Genomic DNA, 20,711 nt, shown 5'->3' on the forward strand with positions numbered 1-20,711 from the left:
GATTATTTTTCGCAAGCCGATGTCATTGGATCAATCGGAGAATTTTGATAACTCAATTGAGGGAACATATCACGATAACGGAATCTGTCTGGCTCATAACCTAAAGGTTTTACCGGCTCTCCGTTTTGATCCGCGCGCGGTTTCAAGTCCGTGACTTTAATATTGTACGTATTCATAAACTTCACCGCCTGAGTCACGACAGCTAAGTTCGAACGATCTTGCATGTCGCGATTTTCAGGTTTCAAAAGAACCACCTTATAACCGTTGTCCGCCAAGTAGTTCAAAATCAAAGGAAGAGCTTCCGCAGATTGTTTAAACACGTCGTGCATAAGAACGATACCGCGATTTTTACTGCCTCTGAGAGCCTTCAAGAAGCTTTGTAAGATTAACTGACGGCGCTCTTCATCGTTTTTGTATTTCGATACGCCATACTGCCAGTCAAAGCTATCGACGCTCCAACCGAAGATTTTTAGACCCAACTCTGTGGCGTTACGGCGCATATTTTTATTCATGCAACCATTTGGGAAACGGAAGTAAGGATCGATGTAACCTGCTGAAGAAAACACGCCGACGTGACCACCGATCATCTCTGAAAGGAAGTAGTCGTAAGACATTTTACCGCGATTCACTTCACGGCCCATCATCAGTGTGTGATAGAACGAGTGAGAACCCAGGATATGGCCTTCTTGTAAAATTCTTTGTGTTAGGGCTTTATTCTGCAATGCTTGACGGCCCGTCGAAAAGAAAGCCGCTTTTACGCCCGCTTTTTTAAGTGCATCAAGAATAGGAACCGTGGTTCTTTGCGTAGGACCATCATCAAATGTCAGCATAACTTCTTTGTCGTTCAAGCCCTGCATTGAAAGATAATCAATATTAGGAACAATACGCTCTTCAAACGGGATACGACGGATCTTTTGGATGTCCGCATCCAAGTTCAAAGACGCTTTTTTAGTAAGGTTTGCGATCATGATTTTTCGTTGAAGATCACCGCTACAATCTTTAAGTGCGATAGAGGCGTCGTCAGATTCAATAATAGACTGAACGTATTCAAGTTCACCCACAGGCAATGACTTAAGCTGCGTACACAGAGCAAGACTCGAAAACTTGTCATTTCCAGGATTGACGATAAAGGCGCGAAGTTTATGAAAGTGCTCGTCAAATTCGTTTCCGTTTTTACTCTTGGAAATATCTTGAATGATTTGGTTATAAACGCCCGACACGCGCTCCATTTCGGCGGCAAACTTAGTTTGCTCGTGAACTTCACCAGCGGCAAAGGCATTTAAACCTACGAAAAGCGACGACATTAACAGCATGTGCTTTCTAAACATATGAACACCTCAAATTATATCAATTGAAGGTATCGCAAGTTCTGTTCCGGCTGAGCGCCGCCTTATTCCGTAACCAGTTGGTTAAAAAGTGAAGAAGGACACATTGTGCGGCGTGGGTGTCGAGAAGTTCGACAGAGGGTAAAGATGATGAAGTATTATCAGATACAAAAAGCCCCTCTTACGAAGGGCCTTTACGAGAGTAAAATTATGGTTGAGGCTCAGGTGTTGGAGCCGGTTTCTCCTCTTCCGGCGTATGAGTCACCAAGTAGGTGGCGATGTCATCCACCATCTGCATGTTACGCGCAACGGACTCTAGGGTGTCTTTGTCATCAGCCAAAAGTTTTTCGATAAAATCTTTTAGGCCTGGTTGATCCGCATTGAAACCCTTGAAAGCCGGATTGATGAGAACCTCAATACTGCCGCTAAGACCTGTGCGGTCTGCACCTAGACGCGCCTGTAACGACTTAAACTCAACGTCCTCTATTTTCAAATTTGCAGGAAGCTTCTGAAAATCAACAGAGGCCTGCAGATGAAGTTTTGCCGAAATGATATTTCCTTCGGCGTCCTTTTGCAGTTCATCCATCACTACTTGGACGGAAATAGCCTCGCCATATTTTTGGCCATAGTCACCGACCAAAGATTTTACCAAGTCTTCAAGCTGGCCGCCGAATTCGTTCAAGATCGACTGACCGAAGGCTTTTACCAGATCGAACTTCACAGACAAATCACCGGCAACACGTGGGGCACTGCCATCGCCATAGTGATAAGAAGCATTATTCAGCTGAAGATTGAGTTCATTCGCGGGGCCTTTTTTGTAAGCCGTCGCCTTTAATGCGAAATCCAAAGTGCGAACCGCATCGACGCGAAGTTCGGTGAACGCAACATCGAGTTTAGTCGACTCGTTATTGTAGGCAGCGGCAATCGCAGCCACCTTTTTATTTACTTCTTCCTTATTAATAACGCTGGCAACAGCCACGGAGGAAACGACAAGAACGACGGGTGCTGCCACTTTAAGCCATGATTTCATGTGAAACTCCTGTAGTGATTTTTGGTTGAGCCCCATTTTTATCACCGACCCATCCCACTGACTCGCGAAACATGAACGGCTTACCCACTCTTAATTTCGCGTCCATTGCGGCGCTTCTAGACCTTCAAAAATATTTTTAAAAAGTCTATTGACTTACACATTATTTACACTGTAAGTTCATATGTAAGTTATGACAAAGAAATTGCCCCTCCCCCCACTGACACCGAAAGAAAAATCCGTTCTCGAGTTTATCGAGAGCCATATCTTAAGTTCAGGAGTTTCTCCGTCATATCAGGAAATTAAGGATCACTTCGGCTTGGCTTCGTTTAATTCTGTGCAGAATTATCTGAAGCAATTGACGAGCAAAGGATACATCGAAAATCCATTGGGTCAAAAGCGAGCGATCCAGGTGCTTCACTCAGCCAGTGCTGTGCAGGAGCATCTTCAATCGAAAAAAGTCTCGACGACGACAGGATCTCACCGCTCACAGCTCCTCCAGGCACGTGATGAGGTCCTGTCCCTTCCCCTTCTTGGGAAAGTGGCCGCAGGTCAGCCGATTGAAGCCATCAAACATGACGAATTTGTCGATGTCCCTCCTTCTATGATTCGCAATCCTTCCAAATCCTTTGCATTGAAAGTGCAAGGCGACTCGATGATTGAAGATGGCATCTTTGATGAAGATATTATTTTAGTTCAAAAACAGGATTCGGCCTCTAACGGCGATATTGTTGTGGCCACAGTAGAAAATGAAGCCACGGTTAAACGCATCTACGTGCGCGCGCGTCCCGACAGCGGTTCTAGCGAAAAACTAGTAGAACTTCGTCCTTCAAACTCCACAATGAAATCTATGTGGTATTCACCTGAAGAAGTCGAAATCCGCGGTATCGTCGTGGGCCTTATCCGTAAATTCCAGTAATCCAATTTAAGCTTGCGTCAGGGATGACCAAGTTTTTTCTTAAAGATTTTCCCCCGCATTTTGCTTTTTGTGATATCTAAGCGAAATGCAAAGCACACACGCTCGAATCAGCTATAAAGATAAATCTAAATTCTACAAAGAACTTCATTCGGAAGCCTCCGGCATTCTGGAAAAAGAATGGTTTGTGAATTTGGCAAATATCTCAGCACTTTTAAATCAGCACCTTCCCGATATAAATTGGGTGGGCTTCTATCTTCTGCACAATAATGAATTGCTGTTGAGTTCATTCCAAGGACTGCCGGCGTGTACCAGAATTGCCATGGGTAAAGGTGTTTGCGGTGCGGCCGCTCAAACTTTACAAACACAACTTGTGCCGAATGTGGATGAGTTCCCTGGTCACATTGTTTGCGATGCGGCTTCTAAGTCTGAAATTGTGATTCCTTTGATTCACGAAGGAAAACTTTTGGGCGTTCTAGATATCGACGCTCCTATCTTAAATAGATTTGATCACGAAGATAAAAGTGGTGTTGAAAAACTTGTGGATATCTTGGTGAAGTCCACAGTCTGGCCAACAAATTTTCTTTCCTAAGGCGAAGGCACAGTTTCCTGTGCCTTTTTTATTTTAGATCGTTCGCTTTCCAGGTGCACCTTCTCTGCGATCTATATCCGCGAAATTCATCTGCGTATAAATTCTTTTAATCGTCATTAAGTGCTCTTCTTCGGCAGCTAAGGCGCCTTCAAATTTTTCAGCCATAGCATCCAAATTGGCTCGCCTAGCCATCTCTATCAAAAGTTCCCATCCCGCATTGTCGGTCATTTCTGCAACCAACAACGCCTGAAGCGTTTGTGGTACGGAGGTTCTAGGATCGGCGGCCACTTGCAACAACCCCATGGAAGCCACCGCACTTGCATCCGCGCACGGAGTAACGGCAGTGGGATCCGCTCCGATTTGTTCGATGGCCCCTTTCACGATCTCGAAATGCTCAAGCTCTTCCTGATGGATACGCATAAGGTCTGGCAAAAATTCCGTCACTGCACATGCCTGGCACTTCGTAATAACCGCCTCATAAAGCCGTGCGCCCGTGCGCTCAAAAGCCAAACGCTCTCCTAATTTATCGATCAAGGCTTCAGGTCTTTTACCTTGCAAGAGCTCAGCTCCCGTGGACGCCATGCCTTTCAAAGTTCCCGGAGGTGGAACGGTGCCGATATTGTCAGACTCTTGAATATACTCTGTGCGCACTTGCACCAACTCACTTTGCGAAAAATCCGTCATGGGTGTTGTCGGAGTTTTTTCCGCATTCTGTATCATGCGTTTACTATCTAAAGGGGACATTTGAATTCCCGTACGATTGCTTCCAATATGAACATGCTCTTTCATTTTTGACTCCTACTGAGGATAAATGGAATTACGAACTTGTTGATTGTTCAGCTCACCACCCGGTTGCCAGATATAACCCTGCGTGATGATTTCCGTCGGAGAGCCCTCTGAATTCAAAGTATCGCGATAGCGTTTGGATTTTTCAGACTCTTGAGATTTCTCGACATAGTTTGGTCCGTCCGTGCGCAGATCCACTTCCGCTCGTAAAGTGTCCATTACAAACTGTCGCTGACTTTTATAAGAAATTGGTGTTGGTAAAGTTTCAGGAAGAATCTCTGCCGGATCTCTGTTTTCATATTTTTTAAAGAGTTCCATCACGTGATTTAAATGACCTAATTCGTAATCCAAAAAACGTTCCCAAATTTCTTTTAAGCGAGGATCATCTTCAGTTTGCACACAGCTATAGTAATTATAAACTTCATTGGCTTCGTGCATGAGCCACTTTTCCATCCACGTCTCTTCGGGATCGATCAAAGACTCATAGTGAGTGACGTGTTGTTCTTCGATCGAAGCAATCTCCGCATAAAGAAGTCGAGCCACCGGATCGGTGAACAGAGGGCCAATATTCATATAATAGTTGTGGGTTTGCTGCTCTCCCGAAACCAAAGTTAAAGCATTCAGCTTCGTGATCGGCGAAGCATTGTTTTTATCGTAAGGGGTCCGCAAATCATCATGCGGATGACGATGCTGAATAATCGTCGGGCGGCCGGGATGCACATCGGTGTAACTTTGCAGAATGTTGTTAGAATCTTTGCCCTCTAAACGATCCAACAAAGCCGAGTACCGATACATATGATCGAAATCTTCTAAAAGGCCGAAGCGAAAACTTTGCGCAATATAAGGATCAGGCTCTACTTGCGCTAACGCGGCCGTAACTTCAATAGCGACTTGTTCATAGGCGATCGTTGTCTCCAAAGGGGAATGATCTGCAGGAATCAACCAATTGATCATGGTGTGCTGGTGCTGCTCTACCCGACGAAGCATGGCCAGATCTTTTTGCAAATCCTGATTCATGCGTGCACAAGAGTGAGAAAAGCGCATGGCTTCTTCTTCAATCCCGTTCATAAGAATCACGCGCACACGTGTGAATGCATCACAGTCCAATTTACTAATGGGTTTGCGAACAAGGTCTTTCCAGGTAAACCCTTGTTTTGCCAACGGTCTGCCTTTTGTCTTAAGTAGGTCCAAGCTCATGTTATGCCCTTTCCAAAAATAATATTCGTTAGGGCACGGTGAACTTCCTCCACCAAGCTTTCAATTCATGTTCATTTGAACTGCTTCAAATCACGAGAAGCAAAAGAGAGAACACAAACGACATGTGTAGAGAGACAATGACAAAAAAACAAAGGGGAAGCGCATAGCACTCCCCCTTATATCCCCTCGAGATAAATTCTATTTTAAAGTACGCGCGAAGAACTAACCGCGAGCGTAACGCTTATTCATGGATTCGCGAATTTCAGCACCTTCGATGCTCAAGCGAGTCCAAGGAATCGCGCGCAAGCGTTCTGGTTCGATTTCTTCTTCGGTTTCTTCACAGTAACCGAATGAACCGCCCTCGATACGCGCCAAAGCGCTTTCGATTTCCATCAATTGGGAACGAAGTCTTTCGTGCATGCTCAAGAATTCTTGTTCAGCAAGTACGCGGACAGTTTGGTCGCCCTCATCGCCGCCTTTTTCTTCGTTCTGGTCCAAGTTCAAACGAGCTTCTTTAACCCTGTTCAGGATGTCTTGCTTCGTTTGCAAAAGCTTTTGTCTACATTCTAAGACTAGCTTTTCAGAGATAGCCATATTGCCCCCCTGTTCCTTCCAGCTTAAGTGCCAATTTGGAACTGACCTATTAAGTTCTACCCTTGTAAATTTTGCAACTAAAAAATCTTACATTAACTTAAAATTAAACAAATCCATGAAAATCTTAATGAATATTTAAATGTAGCCATGGATGCGCCGATCCGAAGTCCTCAAAAATCGTGTTCCCACGTCAGGATCTTACAATTTCAATCCTGTTTTTGATTAGAGCCATCAGCATTCGCGGCGCGTTATAGTTTAGTGCAAACCTCCTAAAAAGAAAACTCGCAGCCCGGAAACAGGCTCTAAAGTCTCATGTTAGGACACACGGGAAGTGATTTTAGGTGAATGGAGAAAACAAAAAAGAAAGGCGACCTTCCTCAGATCGCCTTTCAAAATAAAGACTCTCTCCCCCGAGAGAATATCTTTAAGCCGTTATTTCAAACAAGAAGCTACACGCGCCAGAAGATCCCCGGTCGCGGCGTTCAACTTAACAGCCATTTTTTTACCCTGTACTCCGCGAGTGCGGAAGGCCTGAGCGGACTCATCCATTTGTGCAGTAACGGCATTCACTGAGGACCCCTTTGCCGATGCAACAACGGAAGAATACTCTTCCATGGATGATGCGAATGTTTCGTGATTATTAACCAGACTGAGCATGATCTGCTGTTGCGCTGTTTGAAGAGCTTTAAGTTCTTCCTTAAGCTGCGCACAGTTCGAAGCGGCAAATGAACCTGAAGTGAAAAGAATCACAGTGAAGAATGTAGCGATGGTTTTCATGTCGTTGCCTTTCGGTCAGTTGTGATCTGCAACTAAAGCAACGAGTCTGCCACCTAAAAAGCCGTTTAATTCGCTCTCAGGTGACATTTTTGGCTAGGACTTGAGAAATTTTTCAAACTCGTCCTTTGTTTCGCCAGAAGTGTAAGGCAAAAGAAGGCGAGCCACGTGACGGCGACCGCGATCGATACTGCGTTTTCCCGGCTGCTTTTCCGCAGATTCGAAGAACTGCAAGAATGTCGTCGCCATGGCTAATAAGGATTCCGCAATATACTGCATTTCAGACAATTGCTCGATCTTCGCCATTTTGCCATCCTTCACCCATTGGCGGTAAAGGATCACCATCAGCTTCATCATTTTTTGGATATGGTTTCTCCACATTTTTGCCAACTGCTGGTCTTTGCGACGAAGGGCATACATCTCGCGGTGGAAGAAGCGATAGCGCCAGTAAAGCTCGAAATTTTCATTGATGAATTCCAAAGGACTGACTTTTTTCGTGCGACGAGGACGCCAAACATCATAAGTTTCCTTCGCCATGCGCTTGAAAAGCTCAACGAGAATTTCCTCTTTATTGTCATAGTGGAAATACAAATTTCCGGGACTGATTTCCATCGCTTTTGCGATGTGATTTGTCGTGATCGCCACGACGCCGCTGCGGTTGAAGAGTTCGATGGAAGTAAGGAGGATGCGTTCTTTGGTCTTCATGTCTCTAAGTCTTTAGTCCAAGTCTGCTTGAGAGTCACGTAAGAACAGCCTTGAAATAGGCTCCGGATGAGGCTTTCCCGTGTCTTCTTCTGAGATTGGCCTTGTAACCAATTAAAAGTTGATGCTACGATTAAATAATGCGCGCAAAAAACAAATATAAGTTGTTAAAACTATTCGCCTTTTCTGGAGCAAGCCTCTTCGCTTTGTATTCTCTTATGGGCTTCACGTCTTCAGAAAGCCAAGAAGCCCCCTCTCTTAAAAAGATTCAAACTCAACTGGAACAACGAACTCACATCGCCAAAGTGGTGGGAGAAAAAATTCGCTCCAATCAATTCCCTGAAAAGTTGGATATCAACTGGGATGGCGAAGGCCAATCAGTAAAACTGGCTTACACGATTGATGAGGGTTTGCAGAAAGAGGCGGATCGTCTTTTGAAGTCTTACAAACCAGACTACGGCGCGATCTTTATGATCGACGCTATGACAGGCGAAGTTCTAGCAATGTCGAGCTTTCAGCGCGACAACCCTTCGGCTCCCAACCTTAATTTGCAAGCGACATTTCCTGCAGCCTCTGTTTTCAAAGTCGTAACGGCGACGGCCGCCGTTGATAAAGCAGGCGTAAATCCTGAACATAAAATCCGTTACAATGGCGGAGCTTACACGCTTTATAAAAAGAATGTTCTTTCTGACAAAGTGACTCGTTGGACGAATGTAATCTCGTTGAAGGATGCCTTCGCGCGCTCTATCAACACAGCCTTCGGGCGCTTGAGTATCGAAAATCTTCACCCTGAAGATTTGAACGAATACGCCAACCGCTATATGTTCAACCAAGAAATTCCTGCCGACTTCCCCGTCGATATGGGTGTGGCTTATGTTCCACCAGGCAAAGGCTTTGAGCTTGCGGAAGTGGCTTCAGGTTACAATAAAACAAACCGCATGAGCCCTGTTCAAGGCGCCATGATCGCAGCCGCAGTGGCTAATGGCGGTCAAGTTGTTGTTCCTTATCTTTTTAATTCTATCGAAGATGAAAAAGGCAGTGCCCTTTACCAAGGTTCGACTTTGACTAACGGAACCATCATGACGAAAGAGTCTGCTGCGAAAGTACGTCAGTTGATGGAACAAACAGTTGTTGCAGGGACGTCTCGCCGTTCATTCCGTCCCATTGTTAGAGACCGCAAATTCCGTGAAATTGAGATGGGCGGTAAAACAGGTCACTTAACTGGCGACAATCCTCGTGGCCGCGTGGACTGGTTCGTAGGTTACGCTCTGGACGACGAAAGAAAAATCGCCGTGGCGGCAATTACTGTGAACAAAAAATTCTGGACAGTGAAATCGGCGCATTTGGGACAAAGCATGTTCCGCAAATACTTCGGCCCGATCGTGTCGAATCAAAAAGGCCGTGTGATCTCTTCCGCAAAATAAGGTACCAGGTTCTTTTAAAGAAAAAATAAAAAGGCACCCTCGAGGTGCCTTTTTTTATTCTTCTTCTTTCTTCTTTTCTTCGTGAGTGATTTTAATCGGAGTGACATCAAGTACATTCGCTTCATTCACCTCGCGCTCGTTTTGAGGAGTTGAGCCGTCGGTTCTGCGAAAACCCTGACCATCGTTTCTGAATTCATAATAACGAAAATCCATTCCTGCGTTTCCGAAACCAAAAGGCCCTTTCGAAAATCCTCCAGCAAAGCCACTCATGCCTTTAGCGACTTGTTTTGCCATGTAGAGTTTAAATCTCCACACAGCTAAGTGGCGAAGCCCGGGCAAGAACAAAATCAAACCAAGAACGCGAGTGAAGAAAGAGGGCACTAGGAATAACAATCCGGAAAGAAAGATCGCACCGGAATGCAGAATCTTAGAAGCCGGCAGCTGTCCGCGCATCACCGTTGTCTGCAAAGTCATCAAGGCCATGCGACCGACTGTTGAAACAATGAAAAGCCCCAGCAAACATGGAAGAAGATAAAGGCCCAAAGTATTTAAGAAGCCCCAGTGACGAACTCCAACAAAGAAGATCACGATTTCTGCAATCACTAAGGGAAAAGGAATAAAGAACATCATGACTCCTTAGAAAAAGACACCTGGTACCTTTTCCACACAAAGGGAAGCAGGTACCTAAAGGTCCAAAGTGGCTACGACCGGACAGTGGTCAGAGCCTTGAACTTGGTCGAGAATATCTGCTGAAGCCAGATATTTCTCAAGGCCTTTTGAGATGCAGATATAGTCAATCCGCCAGCCTTTGTTAGAAACGCGGCCAAAAGTGCGCATATCCCACCATGAGTAACGCTTTGCTTCGCTTGGTTTGAAATAACGGAAAGTGTCGATGAAGCCCAACTCTAAGAATGAGTCAAACCACGCTCTTTCTTCAGGCAAAAATCCACTGACTTTCGAAAGGCGAACCGGATCGTGCACGTCGATATTGTCATGAGCGACGTTGTAATCACCAACGACAACGACTTGTCGCCCCGTTTTCATTTTCTCTTTCAGATGGATATTGAGATCCTTCAAGAATTTTTGTTTAAAACCGTGGCGTTCTTCACCGGAACCACCATTTGGAAAATAAATATTGTAAAGATCAAACGCTCCATGATCCGACATGACGATGCGACCTTCCGCTTCGTACTCGGGAATACTGTCGAAATGAAACTGCACCGCTTGCGGATCTTGGTGCACAAAGGTTGCCACGCCGGAATACCCTTTTTTCGTCGCTGAAGACCAAAAAGAATATTCCCATCCTAATTTTCTTGTTTCGATTTCCACCTGATCAATGTGAGCTTTCGTTTCTTGCACGCAAAAAATATCCGGCTTTTCTGCATTCACAAAATCCATCAGGCCTTTCTTATAGCAGGCTCTAATTCCATTCACATTCCAAGAGACGATTTTCACAGTTTCTCCTTGAGTTTCCGCCCTAGAGGGAGCAACTATAAATAGCAGATGCAAGGAGACAGTGTCTATGCCAATGATTAACCAACCCGCACCCCACTTCACCGCGCAAGCCGTATTTGATTCTGGCGAAGTGAAAGATATTTCTTTGAACGATTACAAGGGAAAATGGGTCATTCTTTTCTTCTATCCTTTGGACTTCACATTTGTTTGTCCAACGGAATTAACTCAATTCCGTGAGCATCTTCGCGAGTTTGACGCTGCGGGCGCCGTTGTTATGGGTTGCAGCGTGGACTCTGTTCACTCTCATAAGCGTTGGTTGCGCGATGACTTAGGAAATTTGGGTTATCCTCTTCTTGCGGACCTAACTAAACGCATTGCTCGTGATTATGGTGTGCTATTTGAAGATCGCGGTATTGCCACACGCGGAACTTTCATCATTGATCCAGACCAAAAGATTCAATACATGAGCATTCACAATACTTCCGTCGGTCGTGACGCTAAAGAAATCCTGCGCGTCCTACAAGGTTGCCAATCCGGTGAGCTTTGCCAAGCTGGTTGGAAAAAAGGTGACATGCACATTTCCCCATTGAAGTAATATGAACTTGAAATCAGATTTTATTCAGCAGTTAAAAGCATCTTATCCGGCGCTTCAACAGAAGCAGCTGGAGGATATTGTGTCTGAGAATCTGATTTCCCCTTTTGCTGTCGAGTTGCCACCTTCGGTATTGAAGCAGGCCCAAGATATTGTCGCCGCTCTTTTTTCTTTGCGTGAAAGCAAATCCTACCTTGGTCACTATAAAAAGCTGATCGAAGAAAAAGGTCTGAAAGACCCTGGAAATAAATCCATCATGATGAGTTATGATTTTCACTTAGATGAAAATCAGAACTTAAAATTGATTGAAGTGAATACGAATGCGGCCTTTCAGATTTTAGGATACGAGATGTATCGTATGAAAGGGCATCCCCTTCCGGTTACTGATTTTTCTCCGCTGGAAATGGGCGCCAACATTCGTGAAGAGCTTGCGTTACAAGGAAAATCGCCTTCGCAAAATCTTAAGATCGCGATCATTGATGAAGCGCCTTCCGAACAGCGCTTGTATGTGGAGTTTTTGGTTTACAATGAACTTTACAAATCTCTTGGTTGGGATTCGCGCATCATGGATTACCGTGAGCTCTTCCAAGACTTTCATCCCGAATTTATTTACAATCGATACACAGACTTCTTTTTAACGGCACCAACCAGCCAAGCATTGCGCGAAAAATTTCTGAATCGTGAGGTCTGCCTTTCTCCAAATCCCTATGAGTATCTGCTTTTGGCAGATAAGCAGCGCATGATTGATTGGATGCAGCCGAACTTTCTTGAAAATCTAGGCGTGGATTCGGAACAGGCCGCTTTGATCCGTCAGACCGTGCCGTTTTCTTATGATTTAAGGCCGGAATTGTCTGAACAGATTTGGGCGGAAAGAAAGAAATTATTCTTTAAACCGAAGAACGCCTTTGGCTCGAAGCTCTCTTACAAGGGATCCTCGATCAGCAACAAAGCCTTTCAAGATATTCTTGGCCAAGACATGATCGCACAAGAGTTTGTGCCGGCTCCGGAAATGACTTTTGAAACTCCTGAAGGTCCTCAGAAGTTTAAATTTGATTTACGCTGTTATGCTTATCAAGGCCGCTTGCAACTTGTGCTTGCCCGCATCTATCAGGGGCAAGTCACGAACTTGCGCACACCTTATGGTGGCTTTGCGACAGTGTTATTTAAGTGATTTCACTGCATCATAGCGGATCGAAAGATACTGAGTTGTCTCTCCATCTTTTTTAACTAACAACAATTCGTACTCATTATGGGCACGTTGATAGATTTTGTACTGCGCTCCTGCACTTTGAATCCAGGCCTCAAGCTGTTCTTTCTGCGGAAACGACGGGCTTTTTAAATTCCAAAAAGAAAACTTGGACCCATCGGTCATCATCTGAAACTGCCACAGACTTTGGCCTACTTTCGGTTTCTTGTAGGTATCAATAAGTGTCGGAGCAAATAAAGCAAAGCGACGACGCTCCTCTGCTTTTGAATTCCCGCAAAGAACAGAGGGCTCTGACGATTGCCCCTTTAAGAAAGACTGATAGCCATAAAGCTTGGTTTCTTGTCCTTGGCCTTCTACATAAAACTCGGCGTCTCGTGCGACCAACAAGGTTTCTGGAAGACGCGCAAGAGTTCCCACAAAGTCAGCGCGCATTTCATTTAAGAACTCAGGACGCTCTTCGCAGGCCGGTGCTGCGAAGAATTGCGGTTGCAGCAAGCGACCCACATCTGCGTTTTTCACCGCGAAGGAGCTTGTCGAAAGAAGCACTAGTAGCAGAAAGCCAGATGTTTTCAAGAGGTCCCCTTTTTATGTCTAGTCCAGTATTCGGCAGAAAGTTTTTAAGGCTTAATATTAAAGTGCAGTCGTGTTCTGCCGATATAAAGAGTGTCTCATTTTTCTACAAGGAGTGTGGAAGTAACATGACGATGAAATTAAGCGGCGCTCGAAAACAGAAGGAATCGACAAACTTTTATTCATCTTTCGACCAACTCAATGGCGTGCATCCTTGGATGGAGTCCGTTGAAGATGGTTACGTTGCTTACCGCGTTCGCGAACTTCGCACCGGCAAAGTTGCTTACTTCAACTTTATATTAGCAAAAGAAATGGGCCTGATTTCTCCAGATCATCCTCTGCAGATGACAGAAGATTTGGAAAATAAACTGATCGAAACTTTCTCGATTCAAATCATCAACGAATACGACGAACTCACCCAACGCCGCATTGATCCTGAAACCGTTCGCCCTCATCGCCACATGGCCACTCGCTACCTTCAACTTCAGCACGCTAACAAACAAGGTAAAACTTCTGGTGACGGTCGCGGCATCTGGAACGGCACGGTTTATCATCGTGGGACAACGTGGGATGTCTCTAGCCGTGGCACCGGCGTTACTTGCCTAGCTCCTGGAGCTGTCGAAGCAGCGAAGCCCTTAAAAACAGGTGGCACAGAGTTCGGCTATGGCTGCGGTTTAGCGGAAATCGATGAGCTTCTTGGAGCTTCGATCCTTGCCGAAGTTATGCATCTTCAAGGTCTACGCACCGAACGCGTTCTTTGCGTGATTGATCTTGGAAAAGGCTATGGCATCGGTGTCAGAGCCGCGCAAAATCTGATTCGCCCTGCGCATCTGTTCCTTTATTTGAAGCAAGAGAAATACGAAACACTGAAATCCGCCACTGACTATTTAATTGAACGCCAAGTTTCTAACAAAGCCTGGAATATTCCTACAAAAGGTCCCAATAAATACGACGCTCTTTTAAGCTGCGTATCTAAAGCCTTCGGAGAGTTCACCGCGCAAATGGATATCGACTATGTCTTTGCCTGGTTAGATTGGGACGGAGACAATGTTCTTGCCGACGCTGGAATCATCGACTACGGAAGCGTTCGTCAGTTTGGTATTCGTCACGACAAATATCGCTATGATGACGTCGAAAGATTTTCAACAAATCTGAATGAACAAAAACAAAAAGCCCGCCTGATTGTGCAAGTGTTTGCCCAGATGGTGGACTATTTGAAGACGAAAAAGAAAAGACCTTTGCGTGACTTCGCTCGTCACCCTGAAGTTTTAAAATTTAATAAAACTTTCGATCAAAAGCGTGCAGAGCGTATTTTGTACCGCATGGGCTTTAACGAAACACAAAGAAACAATATATTTGCGCAGAAAAATCTTTTCGAAAAATTCGATAAAGAATTCACGTTCTTTGAGCGCGCTAAGATCAGTGGCTCGACCGAAAAGGTCGCTGACGGAGTCAACCATCCAGCTCTGTTCAACATGCGTGCGATTTTAAAAGAGTATCCAAAATTCCTTCAAGAAAGCCCTGTGCCGTTTGAGAAACGTTGGATGACGGACGGAAACTTCTTTAAGATTATTCTTTCTAGTTTTGCTAAAGCTCGCGATGCGCGCATGGGTGAAAAACAACAGCGCCACATTGAAAAATTCCAGATGGCTTACCGCGCTTTAGTTATCGCCGCCGCTGGAAAACAAAAGCCAGAAACAATTATCAAAGGCATCAGTGAACGCGCAGAGAAACTAAACTCTGACAAACGCATCACTGGAAACGCCTTGATTGAAATGGTGGAAGAGATCATCACGGAAAAGAAAAAAGGTTTGCCGATGGATCAAATCCAAAAGATCGTCGATCGTTTGGTTTTTGAAAACAACGGTTTGCCAGAAGTGAACACCAGCCGTTTCTATAAAGATCTACAAAGCACACCAGCCGTGAAAATGGATCTTTACGCAAAACTCTTAAGCCTCGTCGAAGAAAACGCCGAGTCTATCTAGAATTCTTTTTTAAAGACACGCCCTCAACGACAAGTTCATCGGTGAGGGCTTCAATCAAAGTCCCCGCCCGAGGCAAAGGCAATAACTCCCCTTCGCCAATGATATAGTCTTCGATAGATCCTTCCATAGTCACCCAAGCCTTCCCCGCTAGGACCTTGTACGCATCTGGTACAAAAGCCTTCGCTGGATTCCATAGCTCGCCTTTTTGAATCTTAATCTGATAAACCATATAAGCCATTATACCGAATATCATTAGATAAAGATCGCAAATAGGTGCTATCTTTAAACAAACGAATGGCATTCAGCCAGACCCCAGGGAGACCCATGACTCTAGATGATGTCGACAGAAAAATATTAAGTTTATTGAAAGAAGACGCCCGACTTCAGTACGCCGAAATAGGCAAAAAAGTAAACCTCTCCGCCCCCGCCGTCCACGCCCGAGTCAAGAAAATGGAAACCAACGGCATCATTAAAAGATACACGATCGACATGGAACCAGAACCCTTGGGAGCCAGCCTCTGCGCCTTCGTAAGAATCGCAAAAAGCAAAGGCACGTCTGCGTCTATCGCCCACCACTTCAAAAAAATAAAACAAATAGAAGAATGCCACGGCGTCGCCGGCGAAGACTGCATCTACATAAAACTAAGAACCCAATCCACCAACGAACTCTCAAAACTCATAGACGAAATCAGAAGCATAGAAGGCGTAGACCGAACGATCACAGTAGTAGTCCTAGAAACCCACTTCGAAAGAGGCCTCCAAGCCTAGCCTTTAGCAATCTCAAGAAAACGCCGAACACGTAAATAAGTGTGTTTACGCATCGGACACCTCCTGTTGTTAAACGGACAGGAGATCCACCAAAAGCGAATCTGGCGAAAGCAAAGATTCGCTTTTGCATTTCTAACTCCAAAAAAAATCTCCCCCCAAAAAAGCCCACGGCAACACAAAACAAAACTTCCGCAGTTCTCCCCTCAGAAGTTAACGAAGATTTGCTTATCGAAGAGGTTTAGGTTTGCTAACCCGAAGAGAGGCCTTTGCCGGCGCCACGATGGCGCGAACCGCACGAAGTGCGGCGGCAACTGAGCCCGGAAGGCGTGCCGACCGAAGAGGTTAGCAAACCTAAACCTCTTCGATAAGCAAATCCCCCGTTCCAACGACGAGGGAAGAAAAAGGAAACCCACACGCGGGGATTTCCAGAAGGACACGTGTGGGCTTTGAGGGGCTTTGATACCGAAACAATTAGTTCGCGTAAGCGTAAATCAAAGTACCATTTTTCAACATGTTAATAACTTTAGTTTTAAGTGAGCTTGCAATCGCAGGGCAACCCCAGCTACGACCTTGAATCACTGATTTTTCTTTCACATAGCTCGCACCATGGATAACAACCGCACGACCGCGCGCATTTGAGTTTGTGGAAGAAAGACCATCAAGTCTTAAAGACAAACCGTTGCTTCCGTTGTAAGTGCTGCCTGTAAGGTAGTAACCCAAAGAGCTCGCTTTAGAACCCGACTTGTTGCTGAACTTCTCTGCATAACCGTCGTGATTCGAGTCCGAACCTTTACCGTGAGCTACGTGGATGCTCCATACTTTACCCGTTTTCATATCAATAATATGGAAGCGAGCTTTTGTGGATTTTGCACCGAAGTCGATCACAGTTACATAGTTCTTGTTTTTGATTTTTGATTTATTCGAATCGAAATAAATCAAAGCTTTTGCTAGAGCATCCGTATTGATAGCTCTATTCGGATCCACGTAATCGTACTCTTTTAAGATCGCAGATTTAGTACTTGTTGCTACCGCATTCTCTTCAACCATATTGGCTGCTTCTGGGTTTTCTGTCTGAGCCGTAGAGTCAAATACTTGCTCTTGGGTCGCATCGTCTTGCAACGTCTCCGTGGAACTTAAGTCTTCACTGTTTCCTGCACAAGCAGCTAGTCCTAGGTAAGCAGTCAACACAAGTGAGCTTAGTAATGTTTTTTTCGTCATTCTTCCTCCGTGAAAAATTGGCGTTGTGTGTTTTGTGAGATCCTACATAAACGACCTTACAAAACGGCAATTATCGTTACGGAAAAAAGAAATTTAAGACGTTCATCCCAAAGAAATTTGAGAATGCATTTGATATAGCAAGTCCTAAGTTCGTGAACAAACTCAGGTTCGGGGTAAGCATTTAAAGGATATTCAGATTCGACAAAGAAAACGGCGAGGATTCTCGCCGTTTTAAAATTACTTTTTTAGTTCAGAAAGCTGTTCTCGCACCCATTTGCGAATAATGGGGTATTCTTCATCTTGAAGGGAATGATCTTTGTCCATTTCGACCCAATCGACTTTCAGTCCAGCGTCTTTTAATTTTTCAACGCCATACTTTGTTTCTTCTAAAGGAAGAATGTCGTCTTGATGGCCGTGAGTAAATAGCCAAGGCGTGTGTCGCGCTTCCATAGATAAATTCGAACGCCAGCGAGGATAGAAGTTGAAGTAACCACTGATGCCCACAACGCCGGCAAGCTTCTTAGGATAATTCAAACCCACGTCAGCACTGATCAAACAGCCTTGTGAAAATCCAAACAGGAAAATCTTTTTTGGATCCCAGCCTTGGTTTTCTAAATCGTTCAGAAGATCAAAAAGCTTCTCACGGATTTTTAAGACACCATTGCTTTGAAAGGGAGGTTCTCCGTACCAAGTGTAACCATCCATAAAGCGACGGGGAGCATTTAGCAGAAGATAATTCATCTCGGGTATATTCAGCTCGTCATTAAAAGAATAAAAAGGACGAATGCTGTCCCCACGACCGTGTAAGACGATCATCAAAAATTCCGACTTCTTTTTTGCGGGGATAAACTTGTGCTTAAATAAATTAGTAGAAATCATAAACCTGCTCTAGCCACGGAACGAGAACAAAATAAAACTTGGCGCGCTTTCGTCAATTGAACATCATCACCAGAACCCAACTCTTCCATTTCCAAACAGTCTCCGGAAGAGTACGCGATTGAAGAACGCACTTGTTTTTCAGGTGCAAACAATGGATTCATGAACTGGTCCGACTCTCTGGAAACAGAGATCTTTTCGAAGTCCACTGCAACGTCAGGCTCCAAACCCTTCATTTGCGGAGAGCGTCCTGACGGAAGGTAGTAAAATCCTTTTGTCTCGAACAAAGCGATTTTCTTGTTCTGCGACCAATACTCGCCCTCTTGGAATGAGCCTTTACCGAAAGTTTTTTCGCCGACAAGCACGGCGCGGTTTAAGTCACGCAAAGCACCAGCCACGATTTCGGCGGCGCTGGCAGATGAACCGTTGATAAGGATGGCCATCGGCAACGAGAACATTTTCTCTTCGCCACCATAGTATTCTTCAGGCTTTTTAGTCGGATCTAAGTAACGAACTTCAAAAATCTTCTTTTCGCCACCGACGAAAAGGCTCGCGATACAGGCCGCTTCTTCCATTTGGCCGCCTGGATTATCACGGAGATCCAAAAGCATTCCACGAACATGGGACTTTTTAACGATCTCCAAGGACTCTTTCACTTTATCACAAGCGCCTTTTGCAAACTTGTTGATGCCCACAACGGCGATAGGCTTAATACCGTCAATCACGCGGGTGGAAACTGTCGCCACGGTGATTTCTGTGCGACGAAGACGGAACTTTTTTCGTTCGCCATCGCGCTCAACAACAACGGAAGTCACGTCACCGACTTCACCTTTTAAAAGCTCAGACACACGCACTTGCATCAAGCCACGAACTTTTTTTCCATTTACAGAAACTAACAAGTCCCCTTTTTCAACTCCGGCCAGTTTTGCTGGGCTGCCATCGGTCACCTTACGTACTACATAGCCTAAAGCGGATTGTCCAAGAGTGATTCCAAGCGAAGTCGAGCGGTTGTCCGCTTTAGAAACAACTTCTTTAAACTGAGAAACCGGCATCAAGTAGGTATGCGGATCACGGAAGACAGAAATGAAGCCATTAAGACCCATTCCCACCATCCAGGATTTTTGATTTTCAGAAATATGCTTTTTCTCTAGCTCTTTCCAGGCATTGAAAAAAGAAACCTTCACCGCTTTGGCAGTGTCTTTAGAGAAAAATTCTCTCCAAGGAGCCAGCTGTTTCTTCTCGGAGGTCATGTCAGCGGACACATCATCAGCCGATACTAGCTTACCCTCTTGAGTCAGAGATAAATTGAAGCGACCTGCGATAGTTAAGACCGCATTGGCACATGCCAAATAGTAACGCTCTGAACTGCTGCAGGTTTGATCTTGTAAAAGGTCTTCCAAGGCTTCTGGGCCGAGCCCCGTCTCAGCCCAGTAGTCTTCAACAGACTTCACCTTGGAAGTGTCGCGATGAGAAGTACGCGACAAGGAAAGACTGACCCCCACGGCCAATACTAACAATGATGCTATGAAAAAACGTGGTGAACTAAGCACTCATCGCCTCCCGACTAGTGACACTCTTGAGCAACGGCTGTGCCGCCTCAGATCGAATTGGTTCCATTCTGACGCACTTTTTTGGTATTTTTTGCTGGGTTGAATAGGCCTCTAACAGGCCGCAAAACTGGCCCCTGTCCTTGAGAAAAAATCGGCTCTGTAATAGGGTGGAAAAACTATGATTATTGTAACTGGTGCAAACGGCTTTATTGGCAGCGTGATGGTGTGGGAACTCAACGAAAAAGGCTTTACGGATATCATCGCCGTAGACTCTGTGGGTTTGAACGAACGCAATCTTCTTAAAAAACGTCAAATCACGAAGTTTCTTCTTAAAGACGAACTTTGGCCGTTCCTAGAAACTGACGAAGCTAAGAAAAAAGTCACTTGGATCATTCACATGGGCGCGTGTTCTTCCACTACTGAAACCAACAAAGAGTTTCTTTGGGAAAACAACACTTACTACACACAAAGAATTTTTGAATGGTGCGCGGAACATGGAAAATCAATGATCTATGCTTCCAGCGCGGCGACTTACGGAGCCGGCGAATTGGGCTTTGACGATACGACAGACCCCGAAAAACTTCGTCCGCTCAATCTTTACGGCGAGTCGAAAGTTCTTTTTGATCGCTGGGCATTGAAGCAAACTAAAACTCCTCCTCACTGGTACGGACTGAAGTTCTTTAACGTCTTTGGGCCCAATGAATACCACAAAGAGGCGATGTCGAGTGTGGCTTTCAAGGCTTACAATCAGATTAAAGCTAACGGCAACTTAGGCCTGTTCAAATCCGCAGATCCTAAATACAAAGACGGCGAATTCATGCGCGACTTTGTCTACGTGAAAGACGTGACAGGATGGATGGCAGAGCTGATGGATAAAAAACCGAAGAACGGTGTTTATAACATGGGCTTTGGTAAACCTCGTACCTGGTTGGATTTAGCTGGCGCTGTATTTACAGCCATGAAAAAAGAAATGAAAATCAACTGGCTGGAAATGCCAGAAAATATTCGCGGGCAATATCAGTATTTCACTGAAGCAAAAACAGATAAATGGTTGGCTGCCGGTATGAGCCCAGCAAAATGGCCGCTTGAGAAAGCCGTTGCTGATTATGTGCAAAATTACCTGTCAAAAGACGATCCTTCGCTTTAAGGACTG

23 protein-coding genes are annotated in these 20,711 nt (G+C 45.0%); 8 read left to right on the forward strand and 15 right to left on the reverse strand.

Going from position 1 to position 20,711, the window contains the following annotated elements:
- Positions 1-2: 2 nt before the first annotated feature.
- The 3 genes from ACLWBD_RS15685 to ACLWBD_RS15695 all read right to left on the reverse strand — a co-directional run bounded on the left by ACLWBD_RS15685 (position 3) and on the right by ACLWBD_RS15695 (position 2,461).
- Entirely contained in the window at positions 3-1,328 is a 1,326-nt protein-coding gene (locus tag ACLWBD_RS15685; protein WP_413568920.1) for a polysaccharide deacetylase family protein, read from the reverse strand.
- A gap of 205 nt (positions 1,329-1,533) precedes the next feature.
- Positions 1,534-2,355, reverse strand: a complete 822-nt coding sequence (locus ACLWBD_RS15690) for a hypothetical protein (RefSeq protein WP_413568921.1) — start codon at positions 2,353-2,355, stop codon at positions 1,534-1,536.
- Positions 2,339-2,461, reverse strand: a complete 123-nt coding sequence (locus ACLWBD_RS15695) for a hypothetical protein (RefSeq protein WP_413568922.1) — start codon at positions 2,459-2,461, stop codon at positions 2,339-2,341. The genes ACLWBD_RS15690 and ACLWBD_RS15695 overlap by 17 nt, the downstream gene beginning before the upstream one ends.
- A gap of 84 nt (positions 2,462-2,545) precedes the next feature.
- Between ACLWBD_RS15695 and lexA the strand changes: the two genes are divergently transcribed.
- Together lexA and ACLWBD_RS15705 are read left to right on the forward strand one after the other, a co-directional pair.
- Positions 2,546-3,271, forward strand: a complete 726-nt coding sequence (gene lexA / locus ACLWBD_RS15700) for a transcriptional repressor LexA (protein WP_063205288.1) — start codon at positions 2,546-2,548, stop codon at positions 3,269-3,271.
- Between the two features lie 85 nt (positions 3,272-3,356).
- Positions 3,357-3,860: a GAF domain-containing protein gene (locus ACLWBD_RS15705; RefSeq protein ID WP_413568924.1), complete on the forward strand. Its 504-nt coding sequence runs from the start codon at positions 3,357-3,359 to the stop codon at positions 3,858-3,860.
- Positions 3,861-3,893: 33 nt separating this feature from the next.
- Here ACLWBD_RS15705 and ACLWBD_RS15710 read toward each other — a convergent pair whose 3' ends face one another.
- The 5 genes from ACLWBD_RS15710 to ACLWBD_RS15730 all read right to left on the reverse strand — a co-directional run bounded on the left by ACLWBD_RS15710 (position 3,894) and on the right by ACLWBD_RS15730 (position 7,916).
- Positions 3,894-4,649 (reverse strand): ferritin-like domain-containing protein, encoded by a 756-nt coding sequence (locus ACLWBD_RS15710; RefSeq protein ID WP_413568925.1) that lies wholly within the window; start codon positions 4,647-4,649, stop codon positions 3,894-3,896.
- 9 nt (positions 4,650-4,658) lie between these two features.
- Positions 4,659-5,843: a hypothetical protein gene (locus tag ACLWBD_RS15715; RefSeq protein ID WP_063205291.1), complete on the reverse strand. Its 1,185-nt coding sequence runs from the start codon at positions 5,841-5,843 to the stop codon at positions 4,659-4,661.
- 222 nt (positions 5,844-6,065) lie between these two features.
- Complete coding sequence (locus ACLWBD_RS15720; RefSeq protein WP_063205292.1) at positions 6,066-6,437, reverse strand: TraR/DksA family transcriptional regulator; 372 nt, start codon at positions 6,435-6,437, stop codon at positions 6,066-6,068.
- A 432-nt stretch (positions 6,438-6,869) separates the two neighbouring features.
- Positions 6,870-7,214 (reverse strand): hypothetical protein, encoded by a 345-nt coding sequence (locus ACLWBD_RS15725; RefSeq protein ID WP_063205293.1) that lies wholly within the window; start codon positions 7,212-7,214, stop codon positions 6,870-6,872.
- A gap of 93 nt (positions 7,215-7,307) precedes the next feature.
- Positions 7,308-7,916 carry a TetR/AcrR family transcriptional regulator gene (locus tag ACLWBD_RS15730; protein WP_063205294.1) on the reverse strand — a complete coding sequence of 203 codons (609 nt, stop codon included), beginning with the start codon at positions 7,914-7,916 and terminating at the stop codon, positions 7,308-7,310.
- Positions 7,917-8,053: 137 nt separating this feature from the next.
- Here ACLWBD_RS15730 and ACLWBD_RS15735 point away from each other — a divergent pair, with 137 nt between their 5' ends.
- Positions 8,054-9,337 carry a penicillin-binding transpeptidase domain-containing protein gene (locus ACLWBD_RS15735; protein WP_413568927.1) on the forward strand — a complete coding sequence of 428 codons (1,284 nt, stop codon included), beginning with the start codon at positions 8,054-8,056 and terminating at the stop codon, positions 9,335-9,337.
- A 54-nt stretch (positions 9,338-9,391) separates the two neighbouring features.
- On the opposite strand, the gene ACLWBD_RS15740 is transcribed toward ACLWBD_RS15735, so the two are convergent.
- Positions 9,392-9,967: an FxsA family protein gene (locus ACLWBD_RS15740; protein WP_413568928.1), complete on the reverse strand. Its 576-nt coding sequence runs from the start codon at positions 9,965-9,967 to the stop codon at positions 9,392-9,394.
- A gap of 54 nt (positions 9,968-10,021) precedes the next feature.
- A complete protein-coding gene (locus tag ACLWBD_RS15745; protein ID WP_253696472.1) occupies positions 10,022-10,792 on the reverse strand; it encodes an exodeoxyribonuclease III in 771 nt (256 codons plus the stop codon).
- A gap of 67 nt (positions 10,793-10,859) precedes the next feature.
- Between ACLWBD_RS15745 and ACLWBD_RS15750 the strand changes: the two genes are divergently transcribed.
- Together ACLWBD_RS15750 and ACLWBD_RS15755 are read left to right on the forward strand one after the other, a co-directional pair.
- Entirely contained in the window at positions 10,860-11,387 is a 528-nt protein-coding gene (locus ACLWBD_RS15750) for a peroxiredoxin (protein WP_081110862.1), read from the forward strand.
- A gap of 1 nt (position 11,388) precedes the next feature.
- Complete coding sequence (locus ACLWBD_RS15755; RefSeq protein WP_413568930.1) at positions 11,389-12,555, forward strand: hypothetical protein; 1,167 nt, start codon at positions 11,389-11,391, stop codon at positions 12,553-12,555.
- Here the strand turns inward: ACLWBD_RS15755 and ACLWBD_RS15760 are convergent.
- Positions 12,544-13,164: a hypothetical protein gene (locus ACLWBD_RS15760; protein ID WP_063205299.1), complete on the reverse strand. Its 621-nt coding sequence runs from the start codon at positions 13,162-13,164 to the stop codon at positions 12,544-12,546. The genes ACLWBD_RS15755 and ACLWBD_RS15760 overlap by 12 nt on opposite strands.
- A 125-nt stretch (positions 13,165-13,289) precedes the next feature.
- Here ACLWBD_RS15760 and ACLWBD_RS15765 point away from each other — a divergent pair, with 125 nt between their 5' ends.
- Positions 13,290-15,146: a hypothetical protein gene (locus ACLWBD_RS15765; RefSeq protein WP_413568931.1), complete on the forward strand. Its 1,857-nt coding sequence runs from the start codon at positions 13,290-13,292 to the stop codon at positions 15,144-15,146.
- Here ACLWBD_RS15765 and ACLWBD_RS15770 read toward each other — a convergent pair.
- Positions 15,139-15,384, reverse strand: coding sequence for a DUF2917 domain-containing protein (locus tag ACLWBD_RS15770; protein ID WP_172795502.1), 246 nt, complete (start codon positions 15,382-15,384; stop codon positions 15,139-15,141). The genes ACLWBD_RS15765 and ACLWBD_RS15770 overlap by 8 nt on opposite strands.
- An 86-nt stretch (positions 15,385-15,470) precedes the next feature.
- Here ACLWBD_RS15770 and ACLWBD_RS15775 point away from each other — a divergent pair, with 86 nt between their 5' ends.
- Complete coding sequence (locus ACLWBD_RS15775) at positions 15,471-15,914, forward strand: Lrp/AsnC family transcriptional regulator (protein WP_063205302.1); 444 nt, start codon at positions 15,471-15,473, stop codon at positions 15,912-15,914.
- Between the two features lie 471 nt (positions 15,915-16,385).
- On the opposite strand, the gene ACLWBD_RS15780 is transcribed toward ACLWBD_RS15775, so the two are convergent.
- The 3 genes from ACLWBD_RS15780 to ACLWBD_RS15790 form a co-directional block, all read right to left on the reverse strand.
- Positions 16,386-17,132: a murein L,D-transpeptidase catalytic domain family protein gene (locus tag ACLWBD_RS15780; protein ID WP_413568932.1), complete on the reverse strand. Its 747-nt coding sequence runs from the start codon at positions 17,130-17,132 to the stop codon at positions 16,386-16,388.
- 237 nt (positions 17,133-17,369) lie between these two features.
- Positions 17,370-18,011: an alpha/beta hydrolase gene (locus ACLWBD_RS15785; protein ID WP_063205304.1), complete on the reverse strand. Its 642-nt coding sequence runs from the start codon at positions 18,009-18,011 to the stop codon at positions 17,370-17,372.
- The gene (locus ACLWBD_RS15790; protein ID WP_413568934.1) at positions 18,008-19,558 is read right to left on the reverse strand and encodes a S41 family peptidase; all 1,551 of its coding nucleotides are present in this window, start codon (positions 19,556-19,558) and stop codon (positions 18,008-18,010) included. Before ACLWBD_RS15790 ends, ACLWBD_RS15785 begins: the two co-directional genes overlap by 4 nt.
- A gap of 178 nt (positions 19,559-19,736) precedes the next feature.
- Between ACLWBD_RS15790 and rfaD the strand changes: the two genes are divergently transcribed.
- The gene (rfaD, locus tag ACLWBD_RS15795) at positions 19,737-20,705 is read left to right on the forward strand and encodes an ADP-glyceromanno-heptose 6-epimerase (RefSeq protein WP_063205305.1); all 969 of its coding nucleotides are present in this window, start codon (positions 19,737-19,739) and stop codon (positions 20,703-20,705) included.
- Positions 20,706-20,711: the final 6 nt, after the last annotated feature.

It is taken from the genome of Bdellovibrio sp. HCB117, from assembly GCF_047305915.1.
Lineage (GTDB): Bacteria > Bdellovibrionota > Bdellovibrionia > Bdellovibrionales > Bdellovibrionaceae > Bdellovibrio > Bdellovibrio bacteriovorus_B.